The organism is Gulosibacter chungangensis, assembly GCF_008831155.1.
In the GTDB taxonomy this organism is placed as follows: Bacteria; Actinomycetota; Actinomycetes; order Actinomycetales; family Microbacteriaceae; genus Gulosibacter; species Gulosibacter chungangensis.
Genome location: NZ_WBKB01000001.1, coordinates 287060 through 301496 on the forward strand (window position 1 = coordinate 287060; position 14437 = coordinate 301496).

Sequence of the window (14437 nt, forward strand, 5' to 3'; positions counted from 1 at the left end):
GGAGCGGATTCCCTGAATCCATGCACATTAATAGCAGTTATTGATCCGGATGCAATGTGAACTTCCCAACAAGTGTCGCCGGGTCGAATTCCCTTGCTGGTTGCGCATCCAACCGATAACGTTGCTAGGTAGGCCAAATTGAGCACGACCGAGCGAGGTGATGATCATGAACAACGACAGTTCTAGTTCTCGATCTTGCACCGCGCCTTCCCAGCTTCGTAGTCTTCGCCGTTCGGCATAGTTCTTAGCTCTTGCGGGCGTGGCGGTTCACCCGTGCCCCTACACATCTCGTGCAAGCGGGCATGGTCGCATTCATTTGAAAGGCCAGAGCCATGAACACCACACCAATCGTTGACGTCGCGACGCTCCTCGCGGAGATCCAGGCGCAAATCGACGGTGGCAACCTCGTCACGGTCTCGGAAACCATCGAGACCGCATCCGTCGAGCAACTCACCGAGATTCTGGAACGTCTCCCACTCAAGCAGCGCGCGGTTGCCTACCGGTTGCTGCCCAAAGATCTCGCGATCGACGTTTTCGAGCGACTTTCGCCAGGCCTGCAAAGCGACCTGATTCGAGGGCTGCAAGACTCCGAAGTCGCGGCCATTTTTGCGGACCTTGACCCGGACGATCGAGTGTGGCTTATCGATGAACTTCCCGCTGCCCTCGCACCCAAACTGCTGCACGGGCTGTCTGAAAAAGAGCGAGCGCTCACGGCCGGAGTACTCGGTTACCCGAAGGGCTCTGCCGGCCGTCGCATGACGCCGGAGTATGTTTCGACGCGAGTTGATGCCACCGTCGGTGAGGCCATGCAGCGAGTGCAAGCGCGACTAGACGAGGCCGAAACCATCTACACGCTGCCCGTACTCGATGACAATCGACACGTGGTGGGGGTGGTCAGCCTTCGCGATCTGATGCGAGCGACGGAGGAGACTTCCGTTGCCGACATCGTCCAACCCGCGAAGGTCGTAACCGCCTACCAGGATGCCGAATCCGCGGCCCGCATTTGTACCGGAGCGCGGTATCTCGCAGTCCCGGTGGTGGACAAAGAGAATCGACTTGTCGGGATGCTGACAATCGATGACGCCGTGAAGATTCTCGAGTTCGAGGATGCCGAGGACACGGCCCGCCAGGGTGGTGTGGAACCGCTGCGACGCCCTTACTTGGCTACGCCGATTCGCGTTCTTGTGAGTTCGCGTATCGTTTGGCTGCTCGTACTCGCCATCGGCGCGACGCTCACGGTGCAGGTGCTGTCCGTGTTCGAGGACACCCTCGAGCAGGTCACGGTCCTGGCGCTTTTTGTACCTCTATTAATTGGCACCGGCGGCAACACCGGAAACCAGGCCGCCACCACCGTGACCCGCGCCCTCGCGTTGGGCGATGTCAAACCCCGCGACCTCGGCCGCGTCCTCTTCCGTGAACTCGGCGTCGGCGTCATGCTCGGCACGCTGCTCGGCATCGCCGGCGGGATGCTCACGGGGCTAGTCTACGAACCTCGCATTGGCTTCGTGATCGGGTTCACGCTCATCGCCGTTTGTGCGATGGCTGCAGCAATCGGCGGCATCATGCCGATCATCGCGCGATCCCTGCGAGTCGACCCCGCGGTCTTCTCGAACCCGTTCATCACGACCTTCGTGGATGCATCCGGCCTGATCGTGTACTTCCTCATCGCCCAAGCGATCCTGCAGATCGGCTAATACGCGCTTCCCGCCACTGCCGCACTTCGGTCGTATAGGCAGCGGCTTCGCGGCTCGAGAGGGCAAGCAGCAGCAGGAGGTCGAAACCGACCGTGACCAGCGTGAAGTGCACTCCGAGCGCCCCACCGTGCGATAGCCAGCTCGCGAAGGCAAGCAGAATCCACGCGGTCGACACGAGCATCAGCAGCATCCGGGCAAACTCGCTGCCCCGCCACATCAGCGCCGCGAGCAGGGCTTCAACTAATAGGAGCGCCGCGACCGACCAGGCGATCACCGCGGTCGAGGCTGCGATTTCGTCCGGGTCGAGCCCCTCGAATATCCACGAGAACCTGTACGCAGCCTCCGCTCCCTCGCCCAAGAAGACGATGAGCCAAATCGCACCGACCAGCATTCGCAGCACGACCAGTGTGACGCCAGCGAGCGTTTCCGGTCGCGGGGCCGGGCGAAGATCCTTATCGATAGCATCCTCCGCCGGTTCATGCTCAGTTTGGCCAACACTGGCGGATTCGGATGCATGCGCCGGCTGGACGCGGGACGGCTGGACGCGGGACGGCTGGGCACGGGGCGACTGGGCCTGGGGCGGTTGAGGGTCGGCCGGTTCGGCATCGCAGACCCCACGCAGGTCCACCATCGGCAGGGCTCCGTCGGTATAGAAGGAATCGCCGCCACCATTTCGGGCGCGATAGGCCGTGAGATAGTCCTGCAGCACCTCCACGGTCACCCCTGACAGCGGCCGAAGCGTGTCCACGACGTGATCGCGTTCATCATCCGCGTCACTCGCCACTTTGTGCGTCACCTGCAGCGTGAAAAGCGATAGCCCGACGCGCCGGTCGAAGGTGGCAGCCGCGAGCCAATCGACCCGTTTCCCGCCGGGCAGTGGCCACCCGGGTGGGCATTTCCAGAACCTAATGTGGTGCCGCTGGGCTGGGTTACCGGCGACTTCCTGCTCAAAAGCAAGATCCTGCTTTCGCTCAAATAGGAACAGCGGGCTCACCGGCGCGTGAGAATAGCTGCGACGGGTGATCGTCGCCAGCACGATCTGCCAGGACGAGCGCCACGTGACCGGATCAGCTGTCGTCCATCCCGCATCCGTCATGGCACGAACGATGTCTTCCTCATCGCCCATGATCGCGAGATTGACCGGATCCCCCAACAGACCGTGGCTGGTGACCGTGCGGCCAATGAAATAGCCAGGCACGTAAATGGCGGTGAGGATGCGGTTGAGTCTTGGCAGCACAAGGTACGCGAGTGCGGCCCAAAACAGAATCCCGAGCGGGATCAGCCACCAGCGCAGGTGAATCGCTTCCGTGACGCTCACCACGGCATACCAGGCGGCGGCGACTCCGGCGACAACGAACGCTGTGGCGTCAACGAATTTGCGCACCCGCAGCTTCAGCAATTTAGGTATTGGAGCAGCGAACTCAACGCCCCATCTGCGACCGTATTCGGCTGCCATGAATGTTTCGACCTCCGAGTCGGCTGTTTCTCGGACTCGCTAGCGTCGGCCGAAAAGTCTGCCGAAGAAACCGCGGCCTTCCGAGGGCTCGGGGTCCTGAGCCCGGGGCGGGATGCCCGGTGCCTGAGGCTGACGTCCTTGAGCTTGGCTAGCCGAAGCTAGGCCACCACCTGCCACTGGGGCCTGGCCACCCGCCCTTGGGGCTGGTCCAGTTGGCCCAGCTGGCGCAGGCCCGGACAGCGGCTTCGCGACCGGTGGCACCTCCCAGCACAGCTCGGTCACTACGATCCGATCGTCGATGGTGCCGTTCCACGCAACGGTCAGCCCCGCCCGGCGATACTCCTCGACGACGTAGTTGCCAACTTCGAGGGCCGCGTTTTCGTCCTTCCCATCCATCCCCCAAAACCCGACATAGAACGAGTCGCCCACCGCCAAACGACAGATATCTTGCGCGTGCGTGTAGGAATAGCCAAAACCGTCCGACAGCAATTTGGCACGCTCATACCCGCGTCGAGCACCCTCACCTGAATCCCAAGCGGGTTCGCCGAATACCACACCGATACTCAGTTCTTCCAGCCGGAACTGCGCCTGCGCGACCTTGGCTGCGTCGGCAGACCTGCTCGGCACGAGCTGCTGGTATTCGCGGATGATGTCGTCGAGCCAGTTGTCGAGGTCTTGTCTCGTTGGATTCGGGATGCCCGGGAGAACTCTCTGCAGGTCGCCAGCACGAACGATATCGTCGAGAATCTCAGCGAGATCATTCCGTGTGTGCCCCAAAACCAGGCGGGCCATGATGGTCTCGCCAAAATCTCCGTAGACATCGGGAGTGAAACGGGCACGGCTCAGCGCAGGAAGCGGTTGATTCATGCCCCCATTATTTGCGACGACGCATGAAAGTTGTGTCCCACCGCGGGAATATCGGCTAGAAGTCGGACGCTCGCTGGCCCTCGGATGCCTGCTGTTCCAGGGCTCGAGCTACCCGCCGCCCGCGTTGCGACTTGGGGAACCGCTCGACCATCGCACGCAATTCATCGACCGTCGCATCCGCCCCAAACGCCTCGGTATCAGGCTCCAGCTTCATCCCCTCGGCAAGATCCCCAATGATTAGCGGGTCAAAGCCGAAGTCGTCGACGATGCGAGCCACCCGGGCAACATCCGCCGAATCATCCCCCGCGACGCCGATGGCTTTTCGGTCCGGTGCACCAGCGGGCAGAGCCTGCTCTTCCAGTTCTTCGTAGCCCATGTGGTTGAACGCCTTGACCACTCGGGATGCGGGCAGGAAGTCGCGCACGATCTCGCTACTCGAGATGAGCGGGTTCGTGAACTCTTTTCGGTTGCCGTCGGTAGTCCACCAATAGTTCATGGCGTCGATCACCAGTTTGCCCGCCAGCGAATCGACATCGAGGCTCTGATACTTGCCCAGCGGCAGGGCGAGGATGACCACCTCGGCCCGCGCCGTCGCATCCTTTACAGTTGTGGCAATCGCACCTTTGGCAAATTGCTCGATACCGCTAGCGATTCGCTTCGGGTCACCGGATGCGGCGATCAAGACCTCGTAGCCAGCTTGCGTTCCGAGCTTAGCCAGCACGGGCCCGAGCCGGCCGGCACCGAGAATACCGATCACGGGTTTGGTACTCATGGCGTTCCTCCTGCGCACTTTCTCTCATTCGTTCTGTGGGGAGCGTAACCCAGCGCGTCCGTAACCAATGACGTTCAGCAACAGCGCAGCAACCATTGAGAGTCCGGCACCGACGATCGTAAACCCGAACCGCTCCGCATCGAGCAACAGGGTACTGACATCCGACGTATCCATGAGCACAACGGCGATGGTGAGGAGGAAGACATACTGCCAATAGGGCATCTTGAGAAGCATGAAGACCAGACACAACCACAGGGCCGGGATGGCGAAGTAGATCATGACGCTGTCGGGCACGCCCGTGAAAGAGATCAGCGAGACGACAGCGAAGCCTGCAAGCGTTCCCAACACTCGGCCCCACATCTTCGCAGGCGAGTAGAGCTGCTGGGGATCGGCAAGCACGTACAAGGTGAGCGTGATCCAGACCCAGTGCGTCTCGAGATCGGTGGTGGTACCGATGACCATGACAATCGCAGACAACAGGCCGAGAATCGCACCGTAGATCAGCGGGATACGTCGATTGCTTACCTCCACCCGCGTCACCGTGCGCTTCCCCACCGCAAGATGCAGAATCAGGATCGTCCACAGCCCGACGGCAAGCATCACCGCGACCAGGCCGATAAAGTACTCGGTATCGAGCCTCGGGGGATTCTCGAAGAGGGCCGGGGGTTTCCGCATGAAGTACGGCGTCAGAATCGGAAGCTGCAGGACAACCTTGCCGATGCCGCGGCTGGCCGCGAACCCGTACGCCATACCGAGGAGGACCAGGATCAATGCCAGTGCCCACGTCTGGCCGTGCAGCAAAATGGAGATCACACCCAGGACGGCCAGGGAGGAAACGACGGCCGCACCGATCTTCGGACCGCCGCTGATCCAGCCGAAAGACGCGGCCAGCACCCCGAAGAACGCCACTTCAGTGACTCCGGGTAACCAGTTCGAGGCGATCAGTATTGGGGCGGCGATGATGAGCAGGCCGGCGAGTAGCTTCAACGCGAGAAGGATGACATGCTTTCGATCAGCCGCTGTGGGTACGGCCTTCGCGGTGGAACCCTTCATGCGTCTCCTTTTGCACTTATTCAGCTCAGTCTCTCCGCCAATTCGTGAAAAGACATTCCGAGGGAGAATCCATCGTCGGTCGACACCGACTAAGTCGAGGTTATCGTGCGTCGTTCGTGCTTCGACATGTTCAAGTCACGGCATGTCTTGAGAGAGTACAAACGCCCCCGCGCTGAGAATCCCGATCACAGGTTTAGTGCATTTGGCATTCCCTCTGCGTGCAATTGAAAAATGCCCCGGACAGAATGTCCGAGGCATTTCGAAAGTAGCAGGAGCGGGGCTCGAACCCGCGACCTCACGATTATGAGTCGTGCGCTCTCACCAACTGAGCTACCCTGCCATGGGCTCAGCTACCGGTCTAGCAACTGATCGAGCCCCGAGCCAGGATTGAACTGGCGACCCCTTCCTTACCATGGAAGTGCTCTACCACTGAGCTATCGGGGCGTTTTGGCCTTTTCTCGAGGTCTCCCTCGCGTTGGGCACCAGGAGAGCTTAGCACTAATTCGGTGTGAATGTGCAACTCCTGCGACAAACTTTTTATCCGAGGTCGGAGAAGAGTTCGTCGATGAGAGCGTGGCTGTCTTCGACGGCCAGTTTCTCGTCCCCACCGAGGGCAATTGACTTGCCATCGTCGGAAGAAGGGACCTCAGTCTTCACGCCAGAGACGTTCAACTTGGTGAGGAAGTAGATCGGGTCAACGTACTTGCCCTGCACGTGCACCTCAAGGTGCAGGTGCGGGCCGGTCGAGATCCCAGTGTTGCCAACTTCGCCGATTTCATCGCCGACCGAGAGAGTCTGGCCCTCTTCAACGACAACTGATTCCGGCTTGAGGTGAGCGTAAACCGTGGTGACCCGCTGACCCTCGATCATGTGCTCAACCTCGACGTAGATACCCGAGCCGGAAGTGCCAACGAGGTCGACATCCGTCACGACACCATCGGCAATAACGCCGACCGGGGTACCGAGGCCCGGAGTGAGGTCAACGCCGCCGTGGAAGGAGGAAGCGCCAGCAGTCGGCGCAACACGGTAACCGTATTCGCTCGAGATCTGCACACCCATCGGGAACGGCCACTGCACGTTCGCGGTGATGTCGTTGGTGTACGCGTTGCTGTCCGGCAGTTCAACACCGGTTGCGAGGTTCGCTGCAGCGGCGGTACCGATCGAGGTGACCGCGGTGACCTCGTCAAGACGGGTGTCCGCCTCGGCGTCAGTCACGTTGGCGTCCACCTGGAAGGACTGTGCGCTCACATCAGCTTCTTCAGCTTCAGCAGCCGAGTTGTCCCCCGAGTTCAGCAGCGAAAGTCCCGCGGCCGAGCCCGCGCCGAGCACGACGGTGCCTGCGACGAAGCTCAGGGCAACCATGCTGCCGCTGAGGCGACCTGCGGAAGACGCGGCACGGTTCGAACGCTTGATGCGATCGGCGCGCTCCGTCTTGTCCTTCGAACGGAAGGATTCGGGAACCTCAACCTCTGGCTCATCCTCAGGAGCTGCCGGGACGATGTCGGCCGCTTCAGCGCGGGCCGCACGTACCTCGTCGAGCGAAACAACCGGTGCCAGGACAACGGGTTCGCGTCGAACGTCGAGGGTTTCAATTGCAGCGGTGTCAACCGTCTCTGGGAGGAATACTTTTTCTTCGGTCGCAGCCGGCTGGATCTCGGCAACGGGGGCGAGTTCTGCGTCATCAGTCTTGACCGGCTTCGCGAAGAGCTCAGGATGCTTGGCGACGGCGATTTCAGCGGCGCGGGCAGACTCAGCCTCGAGCTTTGCCTCAGCAGCGAGCGCGGCGCGGCGCTCAGCTTCACGACGCTCGCGACGCGACATGAACACGGGCTCCGCGGGAGCCTCGGCGGCAACCGGAGCGGCAGGAGTTTCCTGCGTCTTCGCCGCTTCGGACGCAGGAGCCGCTTCGTGATCGGTCGTAGCTTCGGCAACAGTCGGGGATGCAGCGGCGGCAGGTGCGTCACTGGCGGTTGCCTCCGCGACGGCGGCCTTACGTTTCGCAGCGGCGGCCTCGGCTGCCGCGCGCTCAGCCTCGCGGCGTTCACGGCGCGACATGAATACCGGCTCAGTGGAAACCTCTGCGGCAGACGCTTCCTTGGCAGCCATCTCGGCAATCGCAGCTTCAGCAGCAGCGGCTATACGCTCAGCTTCTACGCGTGCTTCCTGCGCCCGCTTGGCCTCAAGCTTGGCCAAGGCCTCACGGCGTTCCGCTTCACGCTCGAGCTCTCGACGCTCGCGCCTCGATAACGGCGCAGCGGACTGCTCGATTGGGGAAGACATGCAGCAAAAACTCCTCGTGATTGGACCTTGGCAAGTGTAACGAATGTGTTACGAAAAAGCCAAGCTTTGATCACGATTTCGTATTTTTCCCTGATGCGAGCAACTTCGGCGGTGCCACTTCAAGTAACAGATCAATGAACGGCGCGATTACGCCCGGATGACCAGCAGTAAGAATACTCTGCCCCTCGCGCTCTGACAAATGTTTGCCACCCACCCGCGCGCCAGATTCTCGTGCCACCAAGACACCGGCCGCCCAGTCCCAAGGCTTCAGGCCAATTTCGTAGTACACATCCACCTGCCCTTCCGCGACAGCACAAAGATCCAGCGAGGCAGCGCCCACTCGACGCAGGTCGCGCACCTTGTCCGCCATCCCCAACCAGGCCTGCGCCTGCAGCACCCGACGCTCAGGGGAATACGAGAACCCGGAAGCCACCAAAGTCTGCGCCAAGGAACTTGGCCCTTCGCCCAACTGGATGCGCTGCCCATTCACGAAGGCACCACCATCCTTCACCGCGGCATAGGTCTTGCCGAGATCCGGGGCCACCACTGCCCCGGCCAACGCTTCAAATGCAGTCGGCCTGGCCGAGGGATCACCGACTACCGCGGCAATGGAGACCGCATAGTTCGGCGAGCCATAGAGGTAGTTGACCGTGCCATCAATTGGATCCACGACCCAAGTGATGCCGGAACGCGAGGGAGACGCGTCCGACTCCTCGCCGAAGAAGCCATCCTCGGGACGCAACTTGGCCAGTTCTTCCCGGATGAAGTGCTCAGCCTCAATATCGGCAGCGGTCACGACATCGACAAGCGAGGATTTCGTGGCCGCTACTTGCACTCCCTCGCGGCGACGGTGCGACACAAGCTCAGCCGCTTCGGTGGCAACGCTGGTCGTAATCTCAAGGAGTTCGTGTCGGTCTACGGATGCGGCAAATTCATTTCCAGTCACGATTGGCGACAGTAGCAACCCCGGAAGAAGTCGAAGTGGCGAGTCCACAGGGCCGCCAATCATCGCGACAAGCGCGGAAAATGTGGATAACACGGGCACTTTTTCCGAAAGGTGCAAGCGCACCAGAATTTGTGTAAGCTAACCCGGTGCGCTTCACCAGTGAAGAGCCAAACCGGCGGGTTGCCCGAGCGGCCAAAGGGATCTGACTGTAAATCAGACGGCACTGCCTTCACAAGTTCGAATCTTGTACCCGCCACACTAAAGAAGGACCTGATAAAAATCAGGTCCTTCTTTCGTTTCTGCACTCTCACCTCCGCAGCCATCGCCGAGGCCTGGCCCAAGATCGGGGTCTCGCCGATTCGGGCCACCGTCGCGGCAACCAAGAATGCCCCACAGCGTCATGTCCATCACAGAAGCGTTGATTTTGGACAAGAATTATGTCATGTTGTGAGGACATTATTCCCACCCTGTGCGTTGCAGCACATCATGGCAAGGAAGCCCAATAATGGTTGATACAAATTCAAATGGACAGGCGTCAATAAAACTGCCGCCGCTGACTGGCGGACCTTGCCGCAAGCGACTCGGTCTGATCTCCGTGATCGCAAGCTTCGGTGGTCTGCTATTCGGTTATGACACCGGCGTTATCAACGGTGCGCTTCGCCCAATGGCCGCAGAACTCGGCCTCGAGGCGTTCACCGAAGGTGTCGTCACGAGCTCGCTCGTGTTCGCCGCCGCGATTGGTGCGCTCGCCTGCGGTCGCATCTCGGACGCATGGGGTCGCCGCAAGACGATCATCCTGCTCGCGATCCTGTTCTTCGTCGGTACGCTCTTTGTCACGCTGACCCCGAACTTCGCGATCCTTATCGTCGGCCGTGTCCTCCTCGGCTTCGCGGTGGGTGGTGCATCCACCGTCGTGCCCGTGTTCTTGGCGGAGTTAGCCCCCTTCGAAATCCGCGGTTCACTCTCGGGCCGTAACGAAGTGGCGATCGTGATCGGTCAGCTCTCGGCCTTCATCGTGAACGCGATTCTCGGCAACGTGCTCGGACACCTCGACGGTGTCTGGCGCATCATGTTCGCCGTCTGTGCGATCCCAGCCATCTGCCTCTTCTTCGGCATGCTGCGGATGCCAGAATCACCGCGCTGGCTCATTGAAAAGGGCCACAATGAAGAGGCCCTCAAGGTCCTCAAAATGGTTCGCCCAGAGGACCGTGCCGAGGCAGAGTTCGCCGAGATCTCGCAGACCGCGCTCGAGGAGAAGAAAGACAACCAGATTGGCCTCAAGGCCGTCCTGTCGAACAAGTGGCTCATCCGCATCCTGCTTGTCGGTATTGGCCTCGGTGTTGCCCAGCAGTTCACTGGTATCAACTCGATCATGTACTACGGCCAGATCGTGCTCATCGAGTCCGGCTTCGAAGAGGGCGCGGCCCTCATCGCGAACATCGCTCCCGGTGTTATCGCCGTGATCGGTGGCCTCATCGCCCTGACCTACATGGACCGTTTCGACCGTCGCAAGACCTTCATCATCGGTTACTCACTGACCACCATTTGCCACCTGCTCATCGGTATCTCGTCGATGGTGCTCGAAGAAGGCAACCCGCTGCGCCCGTGGATCATCCTCTTCCTCGTCGTCGCCTTCGTGGGCTCGATGCAGACCTTCCTGAACGTGGCCACCTGGGTCTACCTCTCCGAGGTCTTCCCGCTGCACATGCGTGGCCTCGGCACCGGCGTGTCGATCTTCTTCCTCTGGATCGCTAACGGTTTCCTGTCGCTCTACTTCCCGACCCTCGTGGAAGCCACCGGCATCACCGGCACCTTCTTCCTCTTCGCAGGTATCGGTGTGCTGGCGCTGATCTTCATCATCACGAGCGTCCCCGAAACCCGCGGTCGTACCCTCGAGGCGCTCGAGGAAGATGTCACCACCGGTGCCATCTACACCGCACACAAGAAGGTCAAGTAGTTCCGGCTCGGTAGCTGCCGAATAGGCAGCTACCGGCTCACCAGAAAGGCCAGTGAATGACGCAGACAATCGCACTTAATGACGGCACGAGCATCCCGACCATCGGATTCGGCACGTACCCGCACGATGGCGACGACTCGGCGGCCAACACCGAGCACGCCCTCGAGGTTGGCTATCGGCTGATCGACACGGCGCTGAGCTACGAAAACGAGGCAGAGGTGGGCGAAGGCCTGCGCCGCTCCCCCGTTTCTCGTGACGAAGTAATCGTGACCACGAAGGTCCCTGGCCGCCACCACGGCTACGACGGAGCGCGCGAATCCTTCGCCGCATCCGCCAAGGCCCTGGGACTCGAGACCATCGATCTGCTGCTCATTCACTGGCCGCTGCCGCGCCTCGACAAGTACGTCGACACCTGGCGGGCCCTGGTGGATCTGCAGAAGGAGGGACTCGTTCGTTCGATCGGTGTCTCGAACTTCACGCCCGACCACATTCGTCGGCTGCAGGATGCAACCGGGGTCACCCCCGCGGTCAACCAGATCGAGTTGCACCCGTACTTCCAACAGCACGAACAGCGCGCCTTCCATGCCGAGCACGGCATCGTGACCGAAGCGTGGAGCCCGCTGGGCCGCGGCGGCGACCTCCTCAAGGAACCAACGCTCGTCGAGATCGCCGAATCACTCGGCGTATCGGTCGGGCAGGTTGTCCTCCGCTGGCACATCGAGCAGGGCATCGTGCCGATCCCGAAGTCGAAGAACCCAGACCGTCAGCGTGAGAACTTCGATGTGTTCTCGTTCTCGCTCACCGAGGACCAGATCGCCGCGATCAACACGCTCGACAAGGGCACCCCGATCTGGGATCAGGACCCGAACGTCTACGAAGAGTTCTAGGCTTTCAGTACAGCGTCTCATGGGTACAGCATCCACGTAGTGGGGCCCCGTTCAAACGAACGGGGCCCCACTACGTTTTCCGATTACTGAGAGCGTTTTCCAACTACTCCGAGCAGTCGATCAGAATCTTCACCTCATCCCGCGTGGGGTCGACCAACGCGTCAAAGGCAGAAGCTGCATCATCCAGAGAGAACGTACTCGTAATGAGAGGTTCGGGATCGATCCGGCCCGAAGCGATGAGTTCGATCACCCGCGGCCAACTCGTCACCGAATAGCAATAGACACCGCGATAGGTGACATCGCGCATCGTCAGTTGCGGTGAAGTGTCAATGCTCATCGGTTTAGCCGCCATCGCGGTCTGCACAATCGTGCCACCGTAACCGACCGAGTCGAACAGTCCCTGCAGTGCCGGTTGGCTGCCCGAGCACTCAAAGCAGACATCCGCGCCCTCCCCGTCGGTTGCATCCGAAACGCGGTCCACGAGGTCCTCGGTCAACGGGTTGACGGCGGTCACTAGCCCGGATGCTGCGGCTCGCGCTCGGCGAGCATCATGCGGTTCCGAGAGGAAGATTTTTGTGGCACCCGCGGCGTGCGCGCACATGGCCACCAGCAAGCCGATTGGCCCACCACCAGAGATCACCACGGTGTCTCCCGCCTGCACCGGAGCAGTTTCCACCGCGTGCAGGGCCACCGCGGTGGGTTCTACGACCGCACCGACCTTGGTCGAGACGTTCGCTGGGAGCGCGAAGACCTGGTCCTCGTCGAAGATGCCGTATTCGGCAATTCCGCCCCAGGCTGTTGAGTATCCGACCGCGGCGAGCCGTTCGCAGGTCTGCTGCCGACCACGCAGGCACTGTCGGCACTCCCCGCAGAATCGTTGCGGCATCGCCGCAACCCGGTCGCCCACGCGTACGCTCGCTACACCCTCACCGACCGCTTCCACCGTTCCGGAGAACTCGTGCCCCATCGTGATCGGCCGTGTCACGCCCGTTTGCGGATGCGGTTCCCCCGGCGTGTAGAGCGGCCCGTGCAGGTGCTCATGCAGGTCGCTCCCGCAAATACCGCAGTACGCAATCTTGAGGAGTACTTGCTTGGCGCCGAGATCGCCCAGCTCCGGGGCCGCAATGGTGTCGAGGCGGAGATCCTGATGGCCGTGGGTGCGAAGGGCTTTCATGACGGGCTTCATTTCGCATCCTCTCCCGCTGCCGACAGCGCAACGGTCTGGCCCTCTGCTGCCGCCTGTTCGATCGCATCCATGACCTCGCACACGCGCTGCCCGTCCCGGAAGTCGGGCCAGGCTTTGCGGTCTTCGTGGATGGCCATCACGAGGTCATAGGCCTCGAAGAACTTAAGGTCGTGGATGCTGATGTTGATACCGTCTACCGGCCACAGCACGCCGAAGTCACCGTGCGCCGGACCCACCGGCAGATGCCGGAACCCGGTCGAGCCCTCGGGGTCGGATGCGAGGCGCACCTGCAACTCGTACATGTGCTGCTGGTCGAAACGAATCGCACCCTTGGTGCCGGTCACGGTGAACCCGAGATCATAGGCACGACCGGCCGAGACACGGCTCGCTTCGAGCGTGCCGATGGCACCCGAGTCGAAGGCTGCGAGCACCATGGTGACGTCGTCGTTTTCGACTGCCTGCCGGGGTGCGTCATCGGCCGCTCGTTCGCCGTAGCCAAAGTTGCCCGCGGGTTCGGGCCGGTCGGCCACGGTGATCTTGTTGAGTGCTGCGACGCTGTCGAATTCGCCGACGAGCGCGCGGGCCATCGCGATCACGTGCGCGCCGAGGTCTCCGAGCGCACCGCTACCGGCTTCTTCGCGACGCTGACGCCAGGTGATTGGTGTGTCGGGGTCCGTCATGGCGTCAATTGCGAAGACACCGGTGAACGATACCGGGGTGCCAATCTCACCGGCTTCGATGAGCCGCTGCGCGTGGACGACCGCGGGGTTGCGCAGGTAGCTAAAGCCGACGAGCGTCACCACATCCGCAGCTTCGGCCGCTTCTGCCATCTTCGCGGCATCCGTCGCGGTCAGGGCAAGTGGCTTTTCGCACCAGACGTGCTTGCCGTTCTGTGCCGCAGCAATCGCAATGTCACGGTGCAGCCAGTTCGGGGTGACGATATCGACGAGATCCACCTCGGGGTGGTTTACGACGTCTTCCCACGAGTCGGTGTACTCGGCATACCCGAACTGTTCCGCCCCGGCGCGGGCCAGGTCTTCGGTCGCATCCGCAAGAATCACCAGCTTGATGTCAAAGGGGATCTCGCCGTAGACCGCCTGCAAGTTTCGCCAGGCCATCGTGTGGGCCTTCGCCATCAAACCGCTCCCAACGATCCCGATACCGAGCGTGGGTTTCGTCGAAATCACGGGCTTCGCTGCCGTCATTGTGCCTGCCTCCAGAGTTGTGCTCGCGTGCACCCAATCGGGGGTTTCACGCGACGCTGCGTAGTGCCATGTTGCATTGTTAGGCTATATCAGGAGGCGGACACATCGTCCGGAATAGCTGAGAGAATTTTCTA

General features: G+C 61.3%; 11 protein-coding genes and 3 tRNA genes. 4 read left to right on the plus strand and 10 right to left on the minus strand.

The features are described from left to right. Positions 1–332 precede the first annotated feature (332 nt). On the plus strand, positions 333–1694 hold the full coding sequence (mgtE, locus tag F8O05_RS01280) for a magnesium transporter (RefSeq protein WP_158050941.1): 1362 nt from the start codon (positions 333–335) through the stop codon (positions 1692–1694). Here the strand turns inward: mgtE and F8O05_RS01285 are convergent. From F8O05_RS01285 to F8O05_RS01320, 8 genes are all read right to left on the minus strand, one after another. Then, positions 1663–3093, minus strand: coding sequence for an LssY C-terminal domain-containing protein (locus F8O05_RS01285; protein ID WP_225735663.1), 1431 nt, complete (start codon positions 3091–3093; stop codon positions 1663–1665). The two genes, mgtE and F8O05_RS01285, sit on opposite strands and share 32 nt — an antisense overlap. A 96-nt stretch (positions 3094–3189) precedes the next feature. Continuing rightward, entirely contained in the window at positions 3190–4017 is an 828-nt protein-coding gene (locus F8O05_RS01290; protein ID WP_158050943.1) for a DUF6891 domain-containing protein, read from the minus strand. A 55-nt stretch (positions 4018–4072) separates the two neighbouring features. Then, positions 4073–4789, minus strand: a complete 717-nt coding sequence (locus F8O05_RS01295) for an NADPH-dependent F420 reductase (RefSeq protein ID WP_158050944.1) — start codon at positions 4787–4789, stop codon at positions 4073–4075. Positions 4790–4813: 24 nt separating this feature from the next. Then, positions 4814–5842 carry an FUSC family protein gene (locus tag F8O05_RS01300; protein WP_158050945.1) on the minus strand — a complete coding sequence of 343 codons (1029 nt, stop codon included), beginning with the start codon at positions 5840–5842 and terminating at the stop codon, positions 4814–4816. Positions 5843–6108: 266 nt separating this feature from the next. Continuing rightward, a tRNA-Met gene (locus F8O05_RS01305) sits at positions 6109–6182 on the minus strand. Between the two features lie 32 nt (positions 6183–6214). After that, positions 6215–6286: transfer RNA gene (locus F8O05_RS01310), tRNA-Thr, on the minus strand. Between the two features lie 93 nt (positions 6287–6379). Next, positions 6380–8122, minus strand: a complete 1743-nt coding sequence (locus tag F8O05_RS01315; RefSeq protein ID WP_158050946.1) for a M23 family metallopeptidase — start codon at positions 8120–8122, stop codon at positions 6380–6382. Between the two features lie 70 nt (positions 8123–8192). Next, the gene (locus tag F8O05_RS01320; protein WP_225735664.1) at positions 8193–9068 is read right to left on the minus strand and encodes an inositol monophosphatase family protein; all 876 of its coding nucleotides are present in this window, start codon (positions 9066–9068) and stop codon (positions 8193–8195) included. Between the two features lie 174 nt (positions 9069–9242). Between F8O05_RS01320 and F8O05_RS01325 the strand changes: the two genes are divergently transcribed. From F8O05_RS01325 to F8O05_RS01335, 3 genes are all read left to right on the plus strand, one after another. Next, positions 9243–9324, plus strand: a tRNA-Tyr gene (locus tag F8O05_RS01325). A gap of 249 nt (positions 9325–9573) precedes the next feature. Then, positions 9574–11025: a sugar porter family MFS transporter gene (locus F8O05_RS01330; protein ID WP_158050947.1), complete on the plus strand. Its 1452-nt coding sequence runs from the start codon at positions 9574–9576 to the stop codon at positions 11023–11025. A 56-nt stretch (positions 11026–11081) separates the two neighbouring features. Beyond that, positions 11082–11912, plus strand: coding sequence for an aldo/keto reductase (locus F8O05_RS01335; protein WP_158050948.1), 831 nt, complete (start codon positions 11082–11084; stop codon positions 11910–11912). Positions 11913–12015: 103 nt separating this feature from the next. Here the strand turns inward: F8O05_RS01335 and F8O05_RS01340 are convergent, their stop codons facing one another. Together F8O05_RS01340 and F8O05_RS01345 are read right to left on the minus strand one after the other, a co-directional pair. Further along, positions 12016–13098 (minus strand): 2,3-butanediol dehydrogenase, encoded by a 1083-nt coding sequence (locus F8O05_RS01340; RefSeq protein WP_158050949.1) that lies wholly within the window; start codon positions 13096–13098, stop codon positions 12016–12018. Next, entirely contained in the window at positions 13095–14303 is a 1209-nt protein-coding gene (locus F8O05_RS01345; RefSeq protein WP_158050950.1) for a Gfo/Idh/MocA family protein, read from the minus strand. The genes F8O05_RS01340 and F8O05_RS01345 overlap by 4 nt, the downstream gene beginning before the upstream one ends. Between the last annotated feature and the right edge of the window lie 134 nt (positions 14304–14437).

Excerpts from the sequence above, each read along its gene's own strand:
- mgtE (WP_158050941.1), top strand. The coding sequence starts at position 333 with ATGAACACCACACCAATCGTTGACGTCGCGACGCTCCTCGCGGAGATC.
- F8O05_RS01290 (WP_158050943.1), bottom strand. The coding sequence starts at position 4,017 with ATGAATCAACCGCTTCCTGCGCTGAGCCGTGCCCGTTTCACTCCCGAT.
- F8O05_RS01295 (WP_158050944.1), bottom strand. The coding sequence starts at position 4,789 with ATGAGTACCAAACCCGTGATCGGTATTCTCGGTGCCGGCCGGCTCGGG.
- F8O05_RS01300 (WP_158050945.1), bottom strand. The coding sequence starts at position 5,842 with ATGAAGGGTTCCACCGCGAAGGCCGTACCCACAGCGGCTGATCGAAAG.
- F8O05_RS01315 (WP_158050946.1), bottom strand. The coding sequence starts at position 8,122 with ATGTCTTCCCCAATCGAGCAGTCCGCTGCGCCGTTATCGAGGCGCGAG.
- F8O05_RS01330 (WP_158050947.1), top strand. The coding sequence starts at position 9,574 with ATGGTTGATACAAATTCAAATGGACAGGCGTCAATAAAACTGCCGCCG.
- F8O05_RS01335 (WP_158050948.1), top strand. The coding sequence starts at position 11,082 with ATGACGCAGACAATCGCACTTAATGACGGCACGAGCATCCCGACCATC.
- F8O05_RS01340 (WP_158050949.1), bottom strand. The coding sequence starts at position 13,098 with ATGAAGCCCGTCATGAAAGCCCTTCGCACCCACGGCCATCAGGATCTC.
- F8O05_RS01345 (WP_158050950.1), bottom strand. The coding sequence starts at position 14,303 with ATGACGGCAGCGAAGCCCGTGATTTCGACGAAACCCACGCTCGGTATC.